The 15,967-nt window shown below is 43.0% G+C and carries 9 protein-coding genes; 6 read left to right on the top strand and 3 right to left on the bottom strand.

Annotated elements, in window-relative coordinates; translation table 11 throughout:
* Positions 1–2 precede the first annotated feature (2 nt).
* From DW640_RS01190 to DW640_RS01170, 5 genes are all read left to right on the top strand, one after another.
* Positions 3–3,092, top strand: a complete 3,090-nt coding sequence (locus DW640_RS01190) for a TonB-dependent receptor (RefSeq protein ID WP_016268367.1) — start codon at positions 3–5, stop codon at positions 3,090–3,092.
* An 18-nt stretch (positions 3,093–3,110) separates the two neighbouring features.
* On the top strand, positions 3,111–5,162 hold the full coding sequence (locus DW640_RS01185; RefSeq protein WP_117576923.1) for a RagB/SusD family nutrient uptake outer membrane protein: 2,052 nt from the start codon (positions 3,111–3,113) through the stop codon (positions 5,160–5,162).
* A 27-nt stretch (positions 5,163–5,189) separates the two neighbouring features.
* Positions 5,190–6,209, top strand: coding sequence for a BT_3044 domain-containing protein (locus DW640_RS01180; protein ID WP_008764488.1), 1,020 nt, complete (start codon positions 5,190–5,192; stop codon positions 6,207–6,209).
* A gap of 9 nt (positions 6,210–6,218) precedes the next feature.
* A complete protein-coding gene (locus tag DW640_RS01175) occupies positions 6,219–8,063 on the top strand; it encodes a BACON domain-containing protein (RefSeq protein WP_011109190.1) in 1,845 nt (614 codons plus the stop codon).
* A 113-nt stretch (positions 8,064–8,176) separates the two neighbouring features.
* Entirely contained in the window at positions 8,177–8,875 is a 699-nt protein-coding gene (locus DW640_RS01170) for a M48 family metallopeptidase (protein WP_016268369.1), read from the top strand.
* A 143-nt stretch (positions 8,876–9,018) separates the two neighbouring features.
* Here DW640_RS01170 and DW640_RS01165 read toward each other — a convergent pair whose 3' ends face one another.
* From DW640_RS01165 to DW640_RS01155, 3 genes are all read right to left on the bottom strand, one after another.
* Complete coding sequence (locus DW640_RS01165; protein ID WP_117576921.1) at positions 9,019–11,112, bottom strand: BT4734/BF3469 family protein; 2,094 nt, start codon at positions 11,110–11,112, stop codon at positions 9,019–9,021.
* Between the two features lie 711 nt (positions 11,113–11,823).
* The gene (locus tag DW640_RS01160; RefSeq protein WP_008759964.1) at positions 11,824–13,164 is read right to left on the bottom strand and encodes an HlyD family secretion protein; all 1,341 of its coding nucleotides are present in this window, start codon (positions 13,162–13,164) and stop codon (positions 11,824–11,826) included.
* Positions 13,118–15,343: a peptidase domain-containing ABC transporter gene (locus DW640_RS01155; protein ID WP_008759963.1), complete on the bottom strand. Its 2,226-nt coding sequence runs from the start codon at positions 15,341–15,343 to the stop codon at positions 13,118–13,120. Before DW640_RS01155 ends, DW640_RS01160 begins: the two co-directional genes overlap by 47 nt.
* Positions 15,344–15,423: 80 nt before the next feature.
* On the opposite strand from DW640_RS01155, the gene DW640_RS01150 reads away from it, so the two are divergent.
* A complete protein-coding gene (locus DW640_RS01150) occupies positions 15,424–15,960 on the top strand; it encodes a hypothetical protein (protein WP_117576919.1) in 537 nt (178 codons plus the stop codon).
* The last annotated feature ends 7 nt before the right edge of the window (positions 15,961–15,967 follow it).

Genomic DNA, 15,967 nt, shown 5'->3' with positions numbered 1-15,967 from the left:
ATATGAGAAATAATTTTCTACTGATTGTACTGATCATGGCGCTTATACCGCTGACGAGTTACAGTCAAGACAATAAGAAAAAACAGTTTACTGTAGCGGGGGTCGTAATAGACAAAACCGGTGAACCGCTACCGGGTACTACCATTTATGTTAAGAATGCACCGGGAGTGGGAACCTCAGCAGATATGGATGGTAAATTCAGTATCAAAGTAGATGCCAACCAAATATTAGTCATTCAGGCTATTGGAATGAAATCTATCGAGAAACTGGTGACTAAAGATGAAATGACACTCAAAGTTACATTGGAAGAAGATGACACCAAGCTTGACGAAGTAGTGGTCACAGGTATGACTTCACAAAAAAAGATATCAGTAGTAGGTGCAATCAGTACCATTGATGTAGCCCAGCTCAGTACTCCCGGTACTTCCCTCAACAACATGATCGGCGGACGGTTGGCTGGTGTCATCACCATGCAGAGTTCGGGCGAACCGGGAAAAAACATCTCCAACTTCTGGATTCGTGGTATCAGTACTTTCGGAGCCAGCTCCGGTGCATTAGTGCTGATTGACGGTATCGAAGGCCGCCTTGAAGACATTGATCCTGATGATGTAAAATCGTTCAGTATCCTGAAAGACGCCTCCGCCACCGCAGTGTATGGTACCCGAGGTGCCAATGGCGTGGTCTTGGTTACCACTAAACGTGGAGAAACAGGCAAACTTACCATCACAGGACGAGCAACATTAAAAGTATCGCACATCAAACGTCTGCCCGAATACCTGGGAGCTTATGACTACGCTCTCCTTGCCAATGAGGCACGTGCCATGTCGGGTGAAGACGACCTTTACTCCCGTCTGGAACTGGATCTGATAAAATACAATTTGGATAAAGACCTCTACCCGGATGTTAACTGGATAGATGAAATAATGAAACGCACATCTATCCAGCAGAACTATTACATCAATGCACAAGGAGGAGGCGACATAGCCAGATATTATCTTTCATTAGGGTATCAGGATGAAGGAGCGGCCTACCGGCAGGAAGACAATCTGTTCAAAAAGCCTTTGTCATATAAAAAAATAACATATCGTGCCAATATTGACATGAATCTGACCAAAACAACCAAAGTTTATTTTGGTCTGGACGGATATATTTCCAACTATACCAGCCCGGGTGGACAAAACACGAATACGGTATGGTCAGCAGTCCGTCAGCTAACTCCACTGATGTTTCCTAAAACCTATTCAGACGGTACCTTCCCTTCTTATGGAAAACATGACCTTGCTTCTCCGTATGTCATGCTAAATAACACCGGATACACGCAAGATGAAACTCAGCGTAATATGCTTACACTCAAACTTGAACAGGAATTCGGAGGATTCCTGAAAGGAATGACAGCGTCGGTACAAGCGATGAGCGAAAATATCAATTATTTCAATGAAGGACGTTACATATGGCCTGACCTCTACCGCGCTACAGGAAGAAGTTCACAAGGGGTACTCATCAAAACATTGCGTACTGCCAAAGAGAACATGAAATATACACAAAATAACAACAGATACAGAAAATACTACATGGAAGCCAAAGCCAACTGGGACCGTACATTTGGTTTGCACTCACTAGGAGCATTGGCTTTATATTACATGGAAGATGTTCATAACACCCAATGGGACTATGACGCAATGGGTATTAATGCCATTCCTCAACGGCGTCAAAACTTATCAGGACGTGTTTCCTATGGCTATAACAATTGCTATTTCATTGATGCAAACTTCGGTTACACAGGTTCTGCGCAATTCGAAAAAGGAAAAAGATTCGGTTTCTTCCCTTCCATTGCTGTAGGCTGGGTACCGACATCCTATAACTGGGTCAATGAGGCCATTCCCTGGTTAAGCTTCCTCAAGTTCCGCGGCTCCTACGGTCAGGTAGGTAATGACCAGATCAGTGGTGACCGGTTCCCTTATTTGACATTAATCAATGACAATGCCGCCTCTTACTGGGGATATCGTGAACGGGGTATTACAGAAACTGTGAAAGGAGCCGACAACCTTCAATGGGAAGTAGCAAAGAAACTCAACTTTGGTATCGATGCCAAGTTCTTCCACGACAAGCTCTCTGTCACTGTTGACTTTTTCCGCGATACACGTGATCACATCTTCCAGGATCGTGTGACGCTGCCTAAGTTTGTAGGTATGGTTACCGTCCCGAAATCAAATGTAGGAAAAATGCATAGCTATGGTTCTGACGGAAACTTCGAATTCTTCCACCAGATCAATAAAGACATGAGCTTCACTGTACGCGGCAATTACACTTTCTCTCAGAATATTATTGATTACTATGAAGAAAACAAGTTACCTTATGATTATCTGAGTGTAACCGGAAAACCCTTTAACATCCTTCGCGGATATATTGCAGAAGGTCTCTTCTCCAGTAAAGAAGAAATCAACACAAGTGCCGACCAAAGCGGATTCGGCCGCATTCGTCCGGGAGATATCAAATATCGTGACGTAAATGGAGACGGTATTATCAATGACGATGACAAAGTACCTTTGTCCTATTCCAACCAACTCCCTCGGGTAATGTATGGGTTCGGAGCCGATTTTCACTGGAAAGACTTAACCCTCAGCTTCCTTTTCAAAGGTTCGGCAAAAGTAGACTACTACCGTTCGGGACTCGGTAATGACGCAGGATGGATTCCCTTCTATAACGGAGAACTCGGCAACGTTATCAAGCTGGCCAACAATCCCAAGAACAGATGGACGCCCGCATGGTATTCAGGCACCACCGCTACGGAAAATCCCCATGCAGAATTCCCACGTCTCTCCTACGGAGGCAATACGAACAACTCCCAGCTTTCCTCTTTCTGGAAACGGAACGGTTCTTTCCTGCGCTTTCAGGAACTCAGTCTGAAGTACAACCTGAAGACTCCATGGATAAAAAAGACAGGACTATCTTCTGTCGATCTGGAGTTTGTTGCCAACAACCTTTTTACTATCGACAAAGTGAAGTATTTTGATCCGGAACAGGCATCTGCAAACGGGGCCGCTTATCCGATACCGGCAACTTACACGTTCCAGGTTTATCTTAAATTCTAAAAATAATATAGAACACTCATGAAAAAGTTATTCAAAATAATATTGGGAGCAACAGTAGGAAGTACACTACTACTCAGTTCCTGCAATTTTCTGGATGTAGACCCATACTTCGAAGCTACTTTCAAAGAAGACTCCATCTTTCACAGCAAGAAAAATGCTGAAGGTTATCTCTGGAACACTCCGAAAGGTTTTCCCGACGCAGGGGCTATCTGGGGAAATTCCTGGAATCCGGGGGAATCTGCTTCGGACGAAATAACACTTAAATATCAGACAAATGAATTTTGGGGACTACAATTTTCCGTAGGTACCATCAACAGCAGAAATCTGCCTATCCAAAACCAATGGTACGACATGTATGTCATTGTAGCAAGATGTAACAAAATGCTTAAAGAAGTCTACAATGTACCTGATATGAATGAAATGGACAGAAGACGTTATATCGGATATGTTCACTTTATGCGTGGGTACGCTTATTATCATCTTTTGATGAACTGGGGACCGTTGATTATCGTGGGCGATGAAGAACTGAGCACCTCCGAACCTGCCGAATATTATAATCGCGAACGGGCTACCTATGATGAGTCTGTAGATTATATATGCGATGAATTCCGACTGGCAACTCAAGGCATCTATTCAGCGGATGAGCAAAGCGTCAACTATTATCAACGTCCGACCAAAGGAGCAGCCATGGCACTCATCGCCCGTTTGCGCCTCTTCCAGGCTTCACCGCTTTTCAATGGCGGAGCTGCAGCCCGTAAATGTTTCGGGACCTGGAAACGTAAAAGCGACGGAGCCTACTATGTCAATCAAGAGTATAACCCGAGACGCTGGGCCGTTGCAGCAGCTGCCGCCAAACAGCTGACCAAAATGGGATACGAGCTACATACAGTGGAAGCAGATGCCCAGAACCCATATCCTCTGGCCTCCAATGTCCCTACTGCTAACTTCCCTGACGGAGCAGGCAATATCGATCCTTATCACTCTTACTCCGACATGTTCACAGGAGAAGGTATCATACAGACTAATAAAGAATTCATCTGGGCGATGGAATCCAGTAACGTCACTAACTATACCCATCACTCATTCCCTGTCAAGTTTGGCGGATGGGGTTCAATGTCTGTGCCGCAGAGGGTAATTGATTGCTATCTGATGGCAGATGGGCGGACTATTCATAATTCATCGGCAGAATATCCATATGAACCGGACTTCAGCAGACTCACCGGCGAATCCAAAAAACTGGGGACATACCTACTAAGGGAAAACGTACCTATGATGTACGCCAATCGTTCGGCACGCTTCTATGCCTCGATAGGTTTTCCGGGTCGCTACTGGCCGATGAGTTCAGCTTCTACCGACGCCTCCTACGTCAATCAGCAATTCTGGTATTCTCACGATGATACCAATGCCGGAATTGCCGGTGCCGGAAATAACGTAAACGACTACAGTGTCAGCGGTTATGTTCCCGTCAAATACATTCATCCGGACGACTCATGGGCTAACGGCAAAGGGAGTGTAAAAGGCGCATTCGTCACCAGCCCTAAACCGTTCCCTATCATTCGTTATGGTGAAGTGCTACTGGAATATGTAGAAGCATTGAACCGTGTAGAAGGTACAGTGACCGTAGAAGTATCCGACAATACAGGTACACTTATTGAGGAAACCGTTAGCCGTGATCCGGCAGAAATGGCTAAATATTTCAACATGATACGTTATCGCGTCGGCTTGCCGGGAGTAGATGCCAGCGACATGGCAGAAGCAGACAATTTTGAAAAAATCATCCGCAATGAACGTCAGGTAGAGCTCTTTAACGAAGGATACCGATATTTCGATACGCGCAGGTGGGGAACCTATCTGGACGAAGATGCCAACAGCTCCAACTGGCGGGGACTGGATGTGACAAAAGACCGTACAAATGCCAACGGTAATGAAGGATTCTGGAATATTGTGACGATCAATACACAAAATGTGCGAGACCGCATTGCACTGCCTAAAATGGTATTCTTACCGATCCGCCATGATGAATTGCTGAAGGTTCCCAATGCCGACCAGAATTTCGGATGGGACAGATAATATCAAAACATGAATAACAGACTGAATATGAAAAAGAAATTTAATATAATGCTCTGCACTCTTATAGGTGTATTGAGTGCTTGCAATGAATACGATTTCGACCAGGAACAATACCGGAACGAAGTAGGCTTACTCAGTAATTCGAGTCTGATCTACGACCGGCAGGTGGCTAATGTAGGACAAGAAAAAGATACGATCTATCTGGTTGCCACGGTCAGCGGCTCACAAATAAGCCCTAACACACACCATGTAGCTCTTCTGGAATCGGACTCTTTGCTGAAAGCATACAACAAATCCAACTTTGATATAGAAAAAGAAAAATTTGCCAAACTGCTTCCCGATGAATGCTATGATTTTCCCAATAAGGAACTGGATATTCAGGCAGGCACTTCCAAAGTAATGTTTCCGATCTATCTGAAAAATCTGGAAAGGATTTCACCGGATTCTATTTATTTTCTGGATTACAAGATAGATCCGGAAAAAACACCTAATTATAATCCGGATAAAAGTCATGTATTATTGCGTATCTATAAAGAAAACTATTACGCAACGACAAAGACTTCTACCTACTACAATTATACAAGCAGTACGATTGTAATTCCTAACCCCAGTGGTAGTCCCGAAGTCCGTAGACCGACAAATGCCAATCAAGTATTCCCGATCGGTGCCAATTCGGTACGCATGATGGCAGGTGATGAAGATCTTGGCGATTATAAGACAGCAAGAAGCAGAATTGTATCTAAGAGTATCATTCTGGAAATTGGCGAGCAGCAACCGGAGAATCCTCAGGCCAGAGAACTTACCATCAGAGCGCATGACAGAGTTAATGATGTGGAAGTGGATCCGGTCGATGTAGTACAACTTACCCCAATCGATGATTACGACAACACATTCCTGTTAAACGCTATCCGTACTCCCGACGGACGTGCCACTTATTACAAAGAGTTCCGTCTGCATTATAAATATCGCCTGGAATCCACCGCCCCTTACCGGGAAGTGAAAGCCAAACTACGATATGAATTTAACCCAAGAGTAGATAACTTGTAATCAAATCAAATGAGTATGAAAAAAAATATATTAATCATCGGGCTCGCAAGCATATTCGGAATTGCTTCCGGACTTATCTCTTGTTCGCCCGATTACGAAACCGAGTTTAAAGTAGAAACGCTCGTAGTTCCTGATAAAAGTCAGGCACCTATCACTTTCCCACTTCTGGGAGGAGAACATGAAATTGAAGTGCAGACCAATGTACCACTCGACAGATGGAGTGCCCAGTCCAATGCAGAATGGTGCAAGGTAGTACAACACGAGGGCAAAGTAGTCGTATCTGCCAGTGCAAACAATATATACAAACAACGCCGGGCAGAAATCACTGTAGCCTATGGTCATCAAAGCTATTCCATCACTGTCTCGCAGTTTGGTAAAGAACCGGCCATCCTTATAGGTGACAAGCTACAACAGGAAGGATATGTAGAAATAATAGATGCAGAAAGAGAAACATTGACAATTCCTGTAGCGACCAACCTGAATCTGGATAATATCATTATACCAGACACTTGCAACTGGATACGTCTGGCAGAGCAACCTGCCACATTTGATGCAAAGACGCGTGCAGCGGAAGACGTAAACAAACAGGAACTGAAATTTACGCTGGATAAAAGCACCGAGACTGACGTACGTTATTGTACGATTATCCTCCAGTCTTCCCAGAATTACAGCTATACAGCTTCTTTCCTGATAAAGCAACAACCCAGAGGTTATATAGTCGAAATCGATGAAGACAAGAAGATCTATGAAGTGAAAGCAATGGGAGAAACAATCACTATTCCTTTCAAAGTAAATTCTCCTGCCGGTGAAGTGTCATATACCTATGAAGTCGAAGAATCCGCCCAATCCTGGATCACTCCAGTATCATTACCCGCTTCAAGAGCACTGCGTGATGTCTCCGAAAGCTTTATCATTAAAGCCAACACTGAAGTTGAGAATCAACCTCGTGAAGGAAAGATAACCTTCAAGAGTACCAATAGCACCGACAAAGTACCAAGTCAGTTCGTAGTCACAGTAAAACAGGCCGGATTTATCGCGACACCTCCTTTAAATGTGATCAATGCTACTGCTACTCCGGGAGCCGGAAGTATTCAGCTGCAATGGGAGATACCTGAAGATGTAGACTTCAACAAGATAAAGATTACCTATTACGATAAAGTCACGAAAGAAAATAAAGAGATCTTAATAAATGACTATAAGACAACATCCTATATCATAGATGATACTTACCAATGTGCAGGTGAATACTCATTTACTATCAACACCTATGGTCCGACTGGTATGGAGACAGATAGTCCGGTAACAATAACAGGCATTTCCGGCGAAGCTTCCGAAATGGAACGTGTTACTCTTACTATCGATATGCTTTCCGACAATGCTAATCATGTCGGAGACGGAGGCGGTTTACCGGCATTGATTGACGGGAAGGTGAATACTTATTATCATACCAAGTGGAATGCTCCTGTTACAACAGAAGCACATTATGTCCAGATCAAACTGAACAAGCCATTAAAGGACCTTTGTTTTGAATATGATGCACGTCAAAGCGGAGTGAATAACGGAGGTGACGTAAAAGCCGCAACAATATATGGAAGTATGAACGGTGAGTTCTTTGAAAGTATGGGTAATGAAGAATTCAATCTGCCGACAACAAACGGTGGCCATGCCACAGCTAAAAACAATGTGAGTGGAAAGCAAGCTTACAACTATATCCGATTTACTCCTACGGCTCGCCGTGACAAAGATCCATTGGATTATACTGTCGCAGGCAGCGCATGGTGGAATATGTCCGAAATATACCTTTACAGAATAAGACATGATGAAGCCTGGGCAAGAGAGCAGCTAGGCATTTAACAAAACAAGAAAAGACTGACGAAGAACAAAATAAGATCAGATTAGACACATTTTCTTATCGAGTTCTTCGCCAGTCTTACTTTTTATAAAATTGGATGATAAGAATTATGAATATGAAACCCAAGAAATTAAGCCTCTTATTAACTATCTTGCCAATGATTATTGCAGCTACAGGTTGCCATTCCCGGCAAGAGTCTAAAGCAGACATCACTCCTCATTGTATCAATCTTCAGGCAGACAGCCTCTACCAACAAGCAATAGCCCTGATGGAATCTTCCTATGATGTAGACTCCACCCGAAAATGCATCCGCTTTCTGGACAAAGCTTTGGCAATCGACAGTTTAAATCCTGACTATTACGGCATGAAAGCCAAACTTTTATCTGAAATGGGAGAACTGGACTCCGCCCTATACATACAAACACTTGCTATGGAGAAAAACGCAATTACCGGTGAGTATCTGTTCCAACTGGGACTACTTCAAGCTGCCAAAGATATGCACGCTGAAGCCCACGAAAGCTTTGGAAAAAGCAAGGTTTTCCTTCAAGCAGTACTAAAACAATATCCCGACAGCTTGGGAGCTTTTATCCTGGCAGAAGCCGCCAATTCTCTCTACGAAAATAAAGATTCACTTTTCATGAGAAATATAGATGAAATCCGTAAACGCTTTCCCGAAAGGTTGCTGGAAATAGAGATGACCCGAAGGGTGAAACCGCATTCATTGGTCAATCAAATAAGAAGGATTCAAATAGAAAAGGATTATAATATTGATTTTGATATGGATAGTCTCGTTGAGGCGACTGTAGCGAAATAACTTTTTTCCAAATGAAAAATGACAGCACTTTTGCCCTCACGCTCTCATTCCCGCTTCAATCCCCCTATTCATCGGAGTTACAGCGATTAGAGATCCAATGATAGCAGCGTGAGAGCAACCGTTTGCCCTCACGTTGCTACCAATCATTCTATTTTCAGCAAATGATAAAGTGTCCCCTTACCGGACTTCCGGCAGGGAATATTCAGCTTCTGAAGCGCACGGCCGAACACAGCTACCTTATTGATAGCCAACCTGTCCCGTGTCTTCGTCTGCAAATAATTCAGAATCTGCATGGACGTCATCCATTCGCCTCCCTCCTCTTCTTCCGCCGGACGGAGATAACAATGGAACAACTGTTCCAACGGGCTCGCCTGCTCAAACTCACGGTTCGTCTGCTTCAAAATCTTTTCATCCTCATCATCCAGCCAGTAACGCTCACCCTTATAAATGGCTTCCATCGCCTGAGCATAAAGCTGTTTGTAATTGATGGTAGCATTGGTTTTGATAGGAGCTATCACCTCAATACAGATAAAACGACGGCTGCCACTGGGATCGGCAAGCAAATCTTTCTGATTGCTGGTGCCGATAAAGGAGGCATAACGACGCATTTCACGAATAGTATTGCCATGAGGCTTGCGCAAGTTAGCAACAGGCTTTTGCAACAAATGCTTCAGAAACCCCTGCTGGCTGACATTGATCTGATCAAACTCATCAATGTTGATCAGAAAAAAACGTCCTAAATAACGCTCCGCTTCCTGCTTACTCTTGAAATCAATACTGTCCGTATAGCCGAAACGCAACTCAGGCGGCAGAATAATCCGGCAAAACGTTGACTTACGATACCCTTGCGGACCGACAAGCAAAGGTGACGTACTGTTTCCATGCTGCCGATCCACCCCTCTCCAATGCGCCACCATGCTCAGAAACCAACGATAAAACAACTCCTGCCAGTACGGATTCGTACAAGGAACCAATCCTGCCAATGCACGGATACGGTCTTTCCCGTCCCAACGGCCGACATCATAAAGATATTCTTCTACAGGATTGTGCAAAGGAACATATTCCGAATTCAGAAAACGGTCTACATCACGATCCCAGGCATTGATGCCTTCTTTCAAGGCACAGATAGAGATACTGTTGCGCACACGTTTGTCCACGGGCTTAAAGTAAAAGTGGATGGAATCACGCTGGCGGTATTCCAGATCATCCAACACGGTGTTATAACGAAATTCATAACGACGGTTCATAAATTCTTCCAGCAGAAAAGCCGTCTCCTGCTCCCTTCCGATACTGTTTTTCTTGCCAAAACCCTTACATTCCTGATAAAGATTATGAATCGTCGAGCGTATGATTCGCTCATCCTCTTCCCGATAGTAATGAATGAGTGTCTGCCGGACCGCTTCTTCTTCGGGGATACCCGCTTTGAAACAATGCTCAGCAAGGTGTACAAGCAAAGGTTGCAAATCATCTCCACGCTTCCAGTCTTCCATTTCCTGAAATGCCCTGTTCAACGCCGCTTCATAAATCTTTGTAAAGGTTTTTGCAGACTCATATCCCGGTTGCAGGCGCAACAGCAGATTCTTTTCACCCTGCTTGCGCTGCCGAAAAGTTTCTTCACCGGGCATAGCGAGCGGTTGTTCCAGACAGAACGGCACTGCATCGGGATTGTAATATGGAGATTCGTCCAGTGTCATACGACACTTCTGTGTCAGCACCGGTGCTTGCAGATTAATATCATAAGGAAGCATCGGCTGGTAGCACTTTACCGCCAGCCAGTAGGCATGAGCATGAAATAATTCCGCTTCCGCTTCTTTTTCGGGCAGTCCTCTGTCATCCGGCAGGGCAAAACGCACCCATATCTTCACGCTACGGCCACTGGAACCACAGAATGCGGCGAAAGTCTGAGGCAAGAGTGCCGCCTGCCGTTTCACATATTCCATTTCGGACGGGCCTGCCAGCCGGTTCACTTCCAACTGCACCAGTCCGTTATATTGTTTCATTTTTCGTTCGCCTTCTTTAGTGCGGGTACATTCTACGGCAGAATAGATATATGGCAGTTTGTCTATATGTTCGTACTGGCTGTACGTACCTTCCAGCATCGGTATCAGGTTTCGCAAAGCCGTAATGTGTCCCGATTTTGTCTCCGTTTTCATTTTGTTGAATAATGTACTTGCTTCGCATATGCTTAGAGCTTCTTTTCCACTCCCGCTGTCTTGTCTGATTAAAGTTATTTTCATTCTTTTTTGTCTGTTTATCTACCAATATTGTTTATCGCTTAATTCCTGTAAAGGTACGATATTATATTACGGCATACAAACTTTTCCTCTAATAAAAACAGACTTTTTGCTCGCATTAACCTTATAATAAAATACGACATCAATCACACGTAGATGGTTCATTTCTTACCATGATTTCCCTATATCATTGTATCTGAATGGCTTACAGTTTCCTTTAATTTCTTATTTTGGAAACGAGCGTTCCCTATATCGGAAACGCTCGTTTCCTGCCTTGGAACTGGCGTTCCCTTATAAGGGAACGCCAGTTTCCCAAGCAGGAAACTGGCGCTTGACTTATATGATTGGATTGATTTGACCGCATGAAATGTTTCAATCAACCTGATCTTTCAGGAAGCATTCAATCATATATCGGTCAATAATGCGTGAGTTATCAGCTATTAACACCTGATTTCTCAGTTATTAATGGCTGAAATGCCAATCGTTAATAGTTGACACTTCAGACATTAATACTCTGTAAATCAAATAATAGCAGCAAAAAACAACATATAATGCGACGAAACTGAGTGAGAGCAACCGTTTGCTCTCATACTTGCCACCACACTTGCTACCACGCCCGAAACCACGATGAATAAAGGGATACAGACGGACTGTTAGAGCATGAGGGCAAAAGTCGTGTTGAATTCCTATGGAGCGTAAATTTGAGTATGAGCTTTATTTAGTCCGATACCTTAAATTATCAAACAGGCGTTCTATCAATCGTCTGTCTTTTACAATAATATCGGCAGTTCCTCCCAACTCATATTTAAAGTCGAGAGTCTCTTCATAATTAGTTGTTAATCCGTTGGGTAATTCAACGTTAATCAAATATGTTTCAATGGTCTTTTCTCCTGTTTTCTGCGTTTGGGTGACCAAAGAAATAGAAGATACATATCCCTCTATATATCCATACTCCATGTAGGGATAGTTCTCTAACTTAATAACGACTTTACTGTTTTCTTTTACCTTTCCGGCTCCATTGGCCGGAAGCAGCACCTGACCATATATATGGTTTTCCTTGGGTATCACTCCAAATACCGCTTCTCCTGCCTGCACAAATTGACCATCTGAAATAAATTTCAGGAACTCTACTTTTCCATCAAAAGGAGCTTTGAAAACATATTTCTGTTCCCATGCGGCCATATTTGCTATCAAGTTCTGATGAGTGGACAAAAGTTCCACTTTCAGTTCCCGTTCTTTCTCCAGTTGTTCCACTTCCAGTTGCTCCAGCCGATGGTATGCTTCTGTGATTTGCATGCGGGTCGAGGCAATCTCCCTATTTATGTTTTGTACCTCCTGTACTGTTGTCAGGTAATTATTTTTAATCTGATCGGTCTCATATTCATAAGTCGCTATTTCCTGCTGATCAAGAGAGACATAACGTTTAAGCCATTTCCGGGCAACATCCATTCTATCTTTTGCAGCTTTCTGCGAGTCCTCCGCTTCTCGGACAATCTTCTTTTTCCATTCAATGCTCGTCGTGATATTCTCTCTTTGCTTTTCGTAGACATTCTGCTGCAGATAGTCACATTGAGCTTTCAGAGCTGCAAGAAAGGCATAGTATTGAGGGTTGATTTCTCCTAAATATACCTTGTCGGGAAATGTATCTTTAAGAGCAAGCAAATGGGTGCCATCGAAATCTATTCGATTTATTAAATCCGCAATCTTCCGCACATCCTCTGTAGAAGCAGGATTTTGCACGACCGCTATATATTCCCCCTTCTTCACCTCCTCCTGTGCTTTGTGCGAAAGAAGCAGCAAATTCCCCGTACTGTTGGCAACAAGCCTTACGGTCGGGTTCTGCGCATTAATTTTAATTTGCCCGGTCACCATATCCGGGTATTTGATAATCCATCCGAACAATAGAAATAATGCTGCAAATACAATGACCGCCAGTGCCACCCATTTTCCGAAAGCCATGGGCATCCGGTCAATAATCTCATCCAGTTCTTCGCTTCTTCCGGATGATTTAGTCTGCGCTTTCTTCTGTGGAGAAGGTGTTTGTTTCCGGTTCATATTGGCTTTGAATTAAGTTGTAATAATACTGTTTGTTTGTCATCAGGCTTTGATGATTGCCTGTCTCTATGATCATTCCCGCTTTTAATACGATGATTTGGTCTGCCCTGCGAATCGTACTTAGCCGATGAGCTACCACAATGACTGTCCTGTTTTTGAAAACGTTATTTAATGCCCTTACTATCTTTTGCTCATTAATCGTATCAAGTGCATTGGTAGCTTCGTCCAGAAACAGATAGTCCGGATCCTTGTAGAGCGCTCTTGCTATCAGTACACGCTGCCGTTGCCCTCCACTCAAACCTCTGCCCATTTCTCCGATCATTGTCTGGTATCCCTGCGGCATAGCTTCTATCTCGTGGCTGATATTGGCTACTTCAACAGCCTTCTGCAATGCCTCATAATCAATATTGGCATCATCCAGTACAATATTGTTCTGTATGGTGTCATTAAACAATTTCCCGTCCTGCATCACGCAGCCGCATTTAGCACGCCAATTGCGAAGACTGATATTATTCACGTTCATATCTCCCATACAGATTTCTCCGTAAGAAGGCATGTATAGACGCAACAACAGTTTGAGTAAAGTAGATTTGCCGCATCCGCTGTCTCCGACAATAGCGGTCACTTTTCCTTTAGGAATCTGCAAGGTGATGTTTTTCAAAACCAGCGGAGCATTTCTCGAATACTGAAATGATACGTTCTTCAGATATAAACTTTTGTCTACAGGCAAACTCAGACTGTTGCTTATCACAGGCGAAGAATCGTCTTCATCTTTCAGCTGATGAATTTCATTGATACGCATAAAGCTGATTTTAGCATACTGGGCAGATTGTATAAAACTGACTAACTGTGCCACAGGTCCGTTCAGCATCCCTATAATAAATTGCGTTGAGATCATGACTCCGAAAGTGATATCTCCATTGATAACGGCGATGGCACAGTAGAACGTGACGGCAATATTCATCATACTATTGATAAATTGCGCCCCAAGCGACTGTGCATTATTGATTTTCAGCACTTTCAGATTCAACCGGTATATCCTTGCCTGTATAGCTTCCCATTTCCAGCGTTTAAGGTCTTCGTAATTGTTTATTTTAATCTCCTGAACATTTTCGATGGTTTCCACCCAGTAACTTTGGTTCTTGGCATTCAGTTCGAAATACTCCCAGTCGAGCTTTTTACGTATGCTCAAAAAGGTGAAAATCCATGCTACATAAATCCCACTGCCCGCTATAAAAATAAAAAAGATCATAGGATTATAAATCAACAGTATAATGCTGAATACAACGAATGTAATGATAGAGAAGAACATCCCCAAGGAGTTGTTCATCACAAAGCTGCGTATTCTTTCATGATCGCCCGCCCGTTGAAGGATATCACCGACCAGTTTGTTTTCGAAGAAAGTCACCGGTAATTTCATTAATTTGATCAGATAGTCCGATATGAGGGAGATATTGACACGGGTAGAAACGTGCAGCAAGACCCAGTCTCTTAATACATTTGACAGCGTTATACTAAGTAAAAGAACAATATTGCCGATTAGCATCATGTAGATGAAAGATATATCCTGAGTATATATACCTATATCTATTACAGATTTTGAGATAAACGGAAGTACTGCTTGCAGTCCGGTGGCTATCAACATGATAGCGAACAATATGCCGAATGCTTTTTTATATGGCGTAAAATAGTTGAGAAGGTTTTCGAAACTTTTGAATCTTTCGATCCGTTCATGAGCTTCTATTTGCTTGAAGTTCGCCATAGGCTCCAATACCATCAGCATCCCGAATTCTTCCCCTTCCTTATACCATCTGTCTTTGAAATCCTCTTCCGGGTAGGAAAGCAAGCCTTTGGCAGGATCGGACACATATATCTTCCCTTTTTTTGTTTTATACACAACAATGAAGTGGTGCTGGTCCCAGTGTATGATACATGGCAGTGGAATCCTGTTAGTCAGATTCTCCATAGTCGCCTTAACCGCTACAGTTCTTAGCCCTATTTTTTCGGCAGCATAGCTAATATCCAAAAAGGAAACCCCTTCTCTGGTTATCCCACATAAATCCCTCAAATATTGCAACGAATAGTATTTGCCGTAGTATTTTGCTATCATTTTGATACATGCTGGGCCACAGTCTTTTGCATCCATTTGGTACTCCCAGGGGAATTGTCTTGTTTGCATAAAAAAAGATTTATATTTCTTGCAAAGATGCGAAATTTATTTCTATATTTGCAGAATCACACAAATAAAATTTAATACTTATGAAGCAAAAATTAACAAGAGCACTCATTGATGAGATTCGGAAAGAGATGCCAGTACTAAATGAAGATGAAGAAAAAAGAGTCCAAGGTGGCTGGGACCCTGTAAAGGGATATGAAACTTTAAGAATAGCGGGAGGATTTCTTCAAGAAACAGGAAATGGAACATGGTATTATGGAGAAGATGGCAAACAGATTTTTTTTGAAGGAATAGGGATATCAACAGCTGAACCAATCGCTTCAGGAACAGCGTTTCAAGTTGGAGGTGTCATTTCCATATCACAAGATTGGCTTAATGATACAAGACATCCCTTCACTATAAAAGATTTCGCTCATGAATACGGACATTATTTACAAGAACTAGAAATGGGAAGTGGTTCTTATTGGAAAGATGTTGCAATTCCAAGTGGGTATAATCTATTAACAGATCCAGGTAGTCATGACGATATGCCCTATGAGCAAGATGCAACCAAAAGAGGAAATGACTATATGGACAGCCATACAACTTATCCATCGACAGGATATGGTACACCATCATAAGAAAATA

Origin of the sequence: Bacteroides sp. AM23-12 (assembly GCF_003434395.1) — a bacterium.
Taxonomy (GTDB): Bacteria; Bacteroidota; Bacteroidia; order Bacteroidales; family Bacteroidaceae; genus Bacteroides; species Bacteroides thetaiotaomicron.
Note: the sequence above shows the minus strand (reverse complement) of the source record. Positions and strands in the feature narration are given on the sequence as shown.

Excerpts from the sequence above, each read along its gene's own strand:
- DW640_RS01170 (WP_016268369.1), top strand. The coding sequence starts at position 8,177 with ATGAAACCCAAGAAATTAAGCCTCTTATTAACTATCTTGCCAATGATT.
- DW640_RS01185 (WP_117576923.1), top strand. The coding sequence starts at position 3,111 with ATGAAAAAGTTATTCAAAATAATATTGGGAGCAACAGTAGGAAGTACA.
- DW640_RS01175 (WP_011109190.1), top strand. The coding sequence starts at position 6,219 with ATGAGTATGAAAAAAAATATATTAATCATCGGGCTCGCAAGCATATTC.
- DW640_RS01155 (WP_008759963.1), bottom strand. The coding sequence starts at position 15,343 with ATGCAAACAAGACAATTCCCCTGGGAGTACCAAATGGATGCAAAAGAC.
- DW640_RS01165 (WP_117576921.1), bottom strand. The coding sequence starts at position 11,112 with ATGAAAATAACTTTAATCAGACAAGACAGCGGGAGTGGAAAAGAAGCT.
- DW640_RS01160 (WP_008759964.1), bottom strand. The coding sequence starts at position 13,164 with ATGAACCGGAAACAAACACCTTCTCCACAGAAGAAAGCGCAGACTAAA.
- DW640_RS01190 (WP_016268367.1), top strand. The coding sequence starts at position 3 with ATGAGAAATAATTTTCTACTGATTGTACTGATCATGGCGCTTATACCG.
- DW640_RS01150 (WP_117576919.1), top strand. The coding sequence starts at position 15,424 with ATGAAGCAAAAATTAACAAGAGCACTCATTGATGAGATTCGGAAAGAG.
- DW640_RS01180 (WP_008764488.1), top strand. The coding sequence starts at position 5,190 with ATGAAAAAGAAATTTAATATAATGCTCTGCACTCTTATAGGTGTATTG.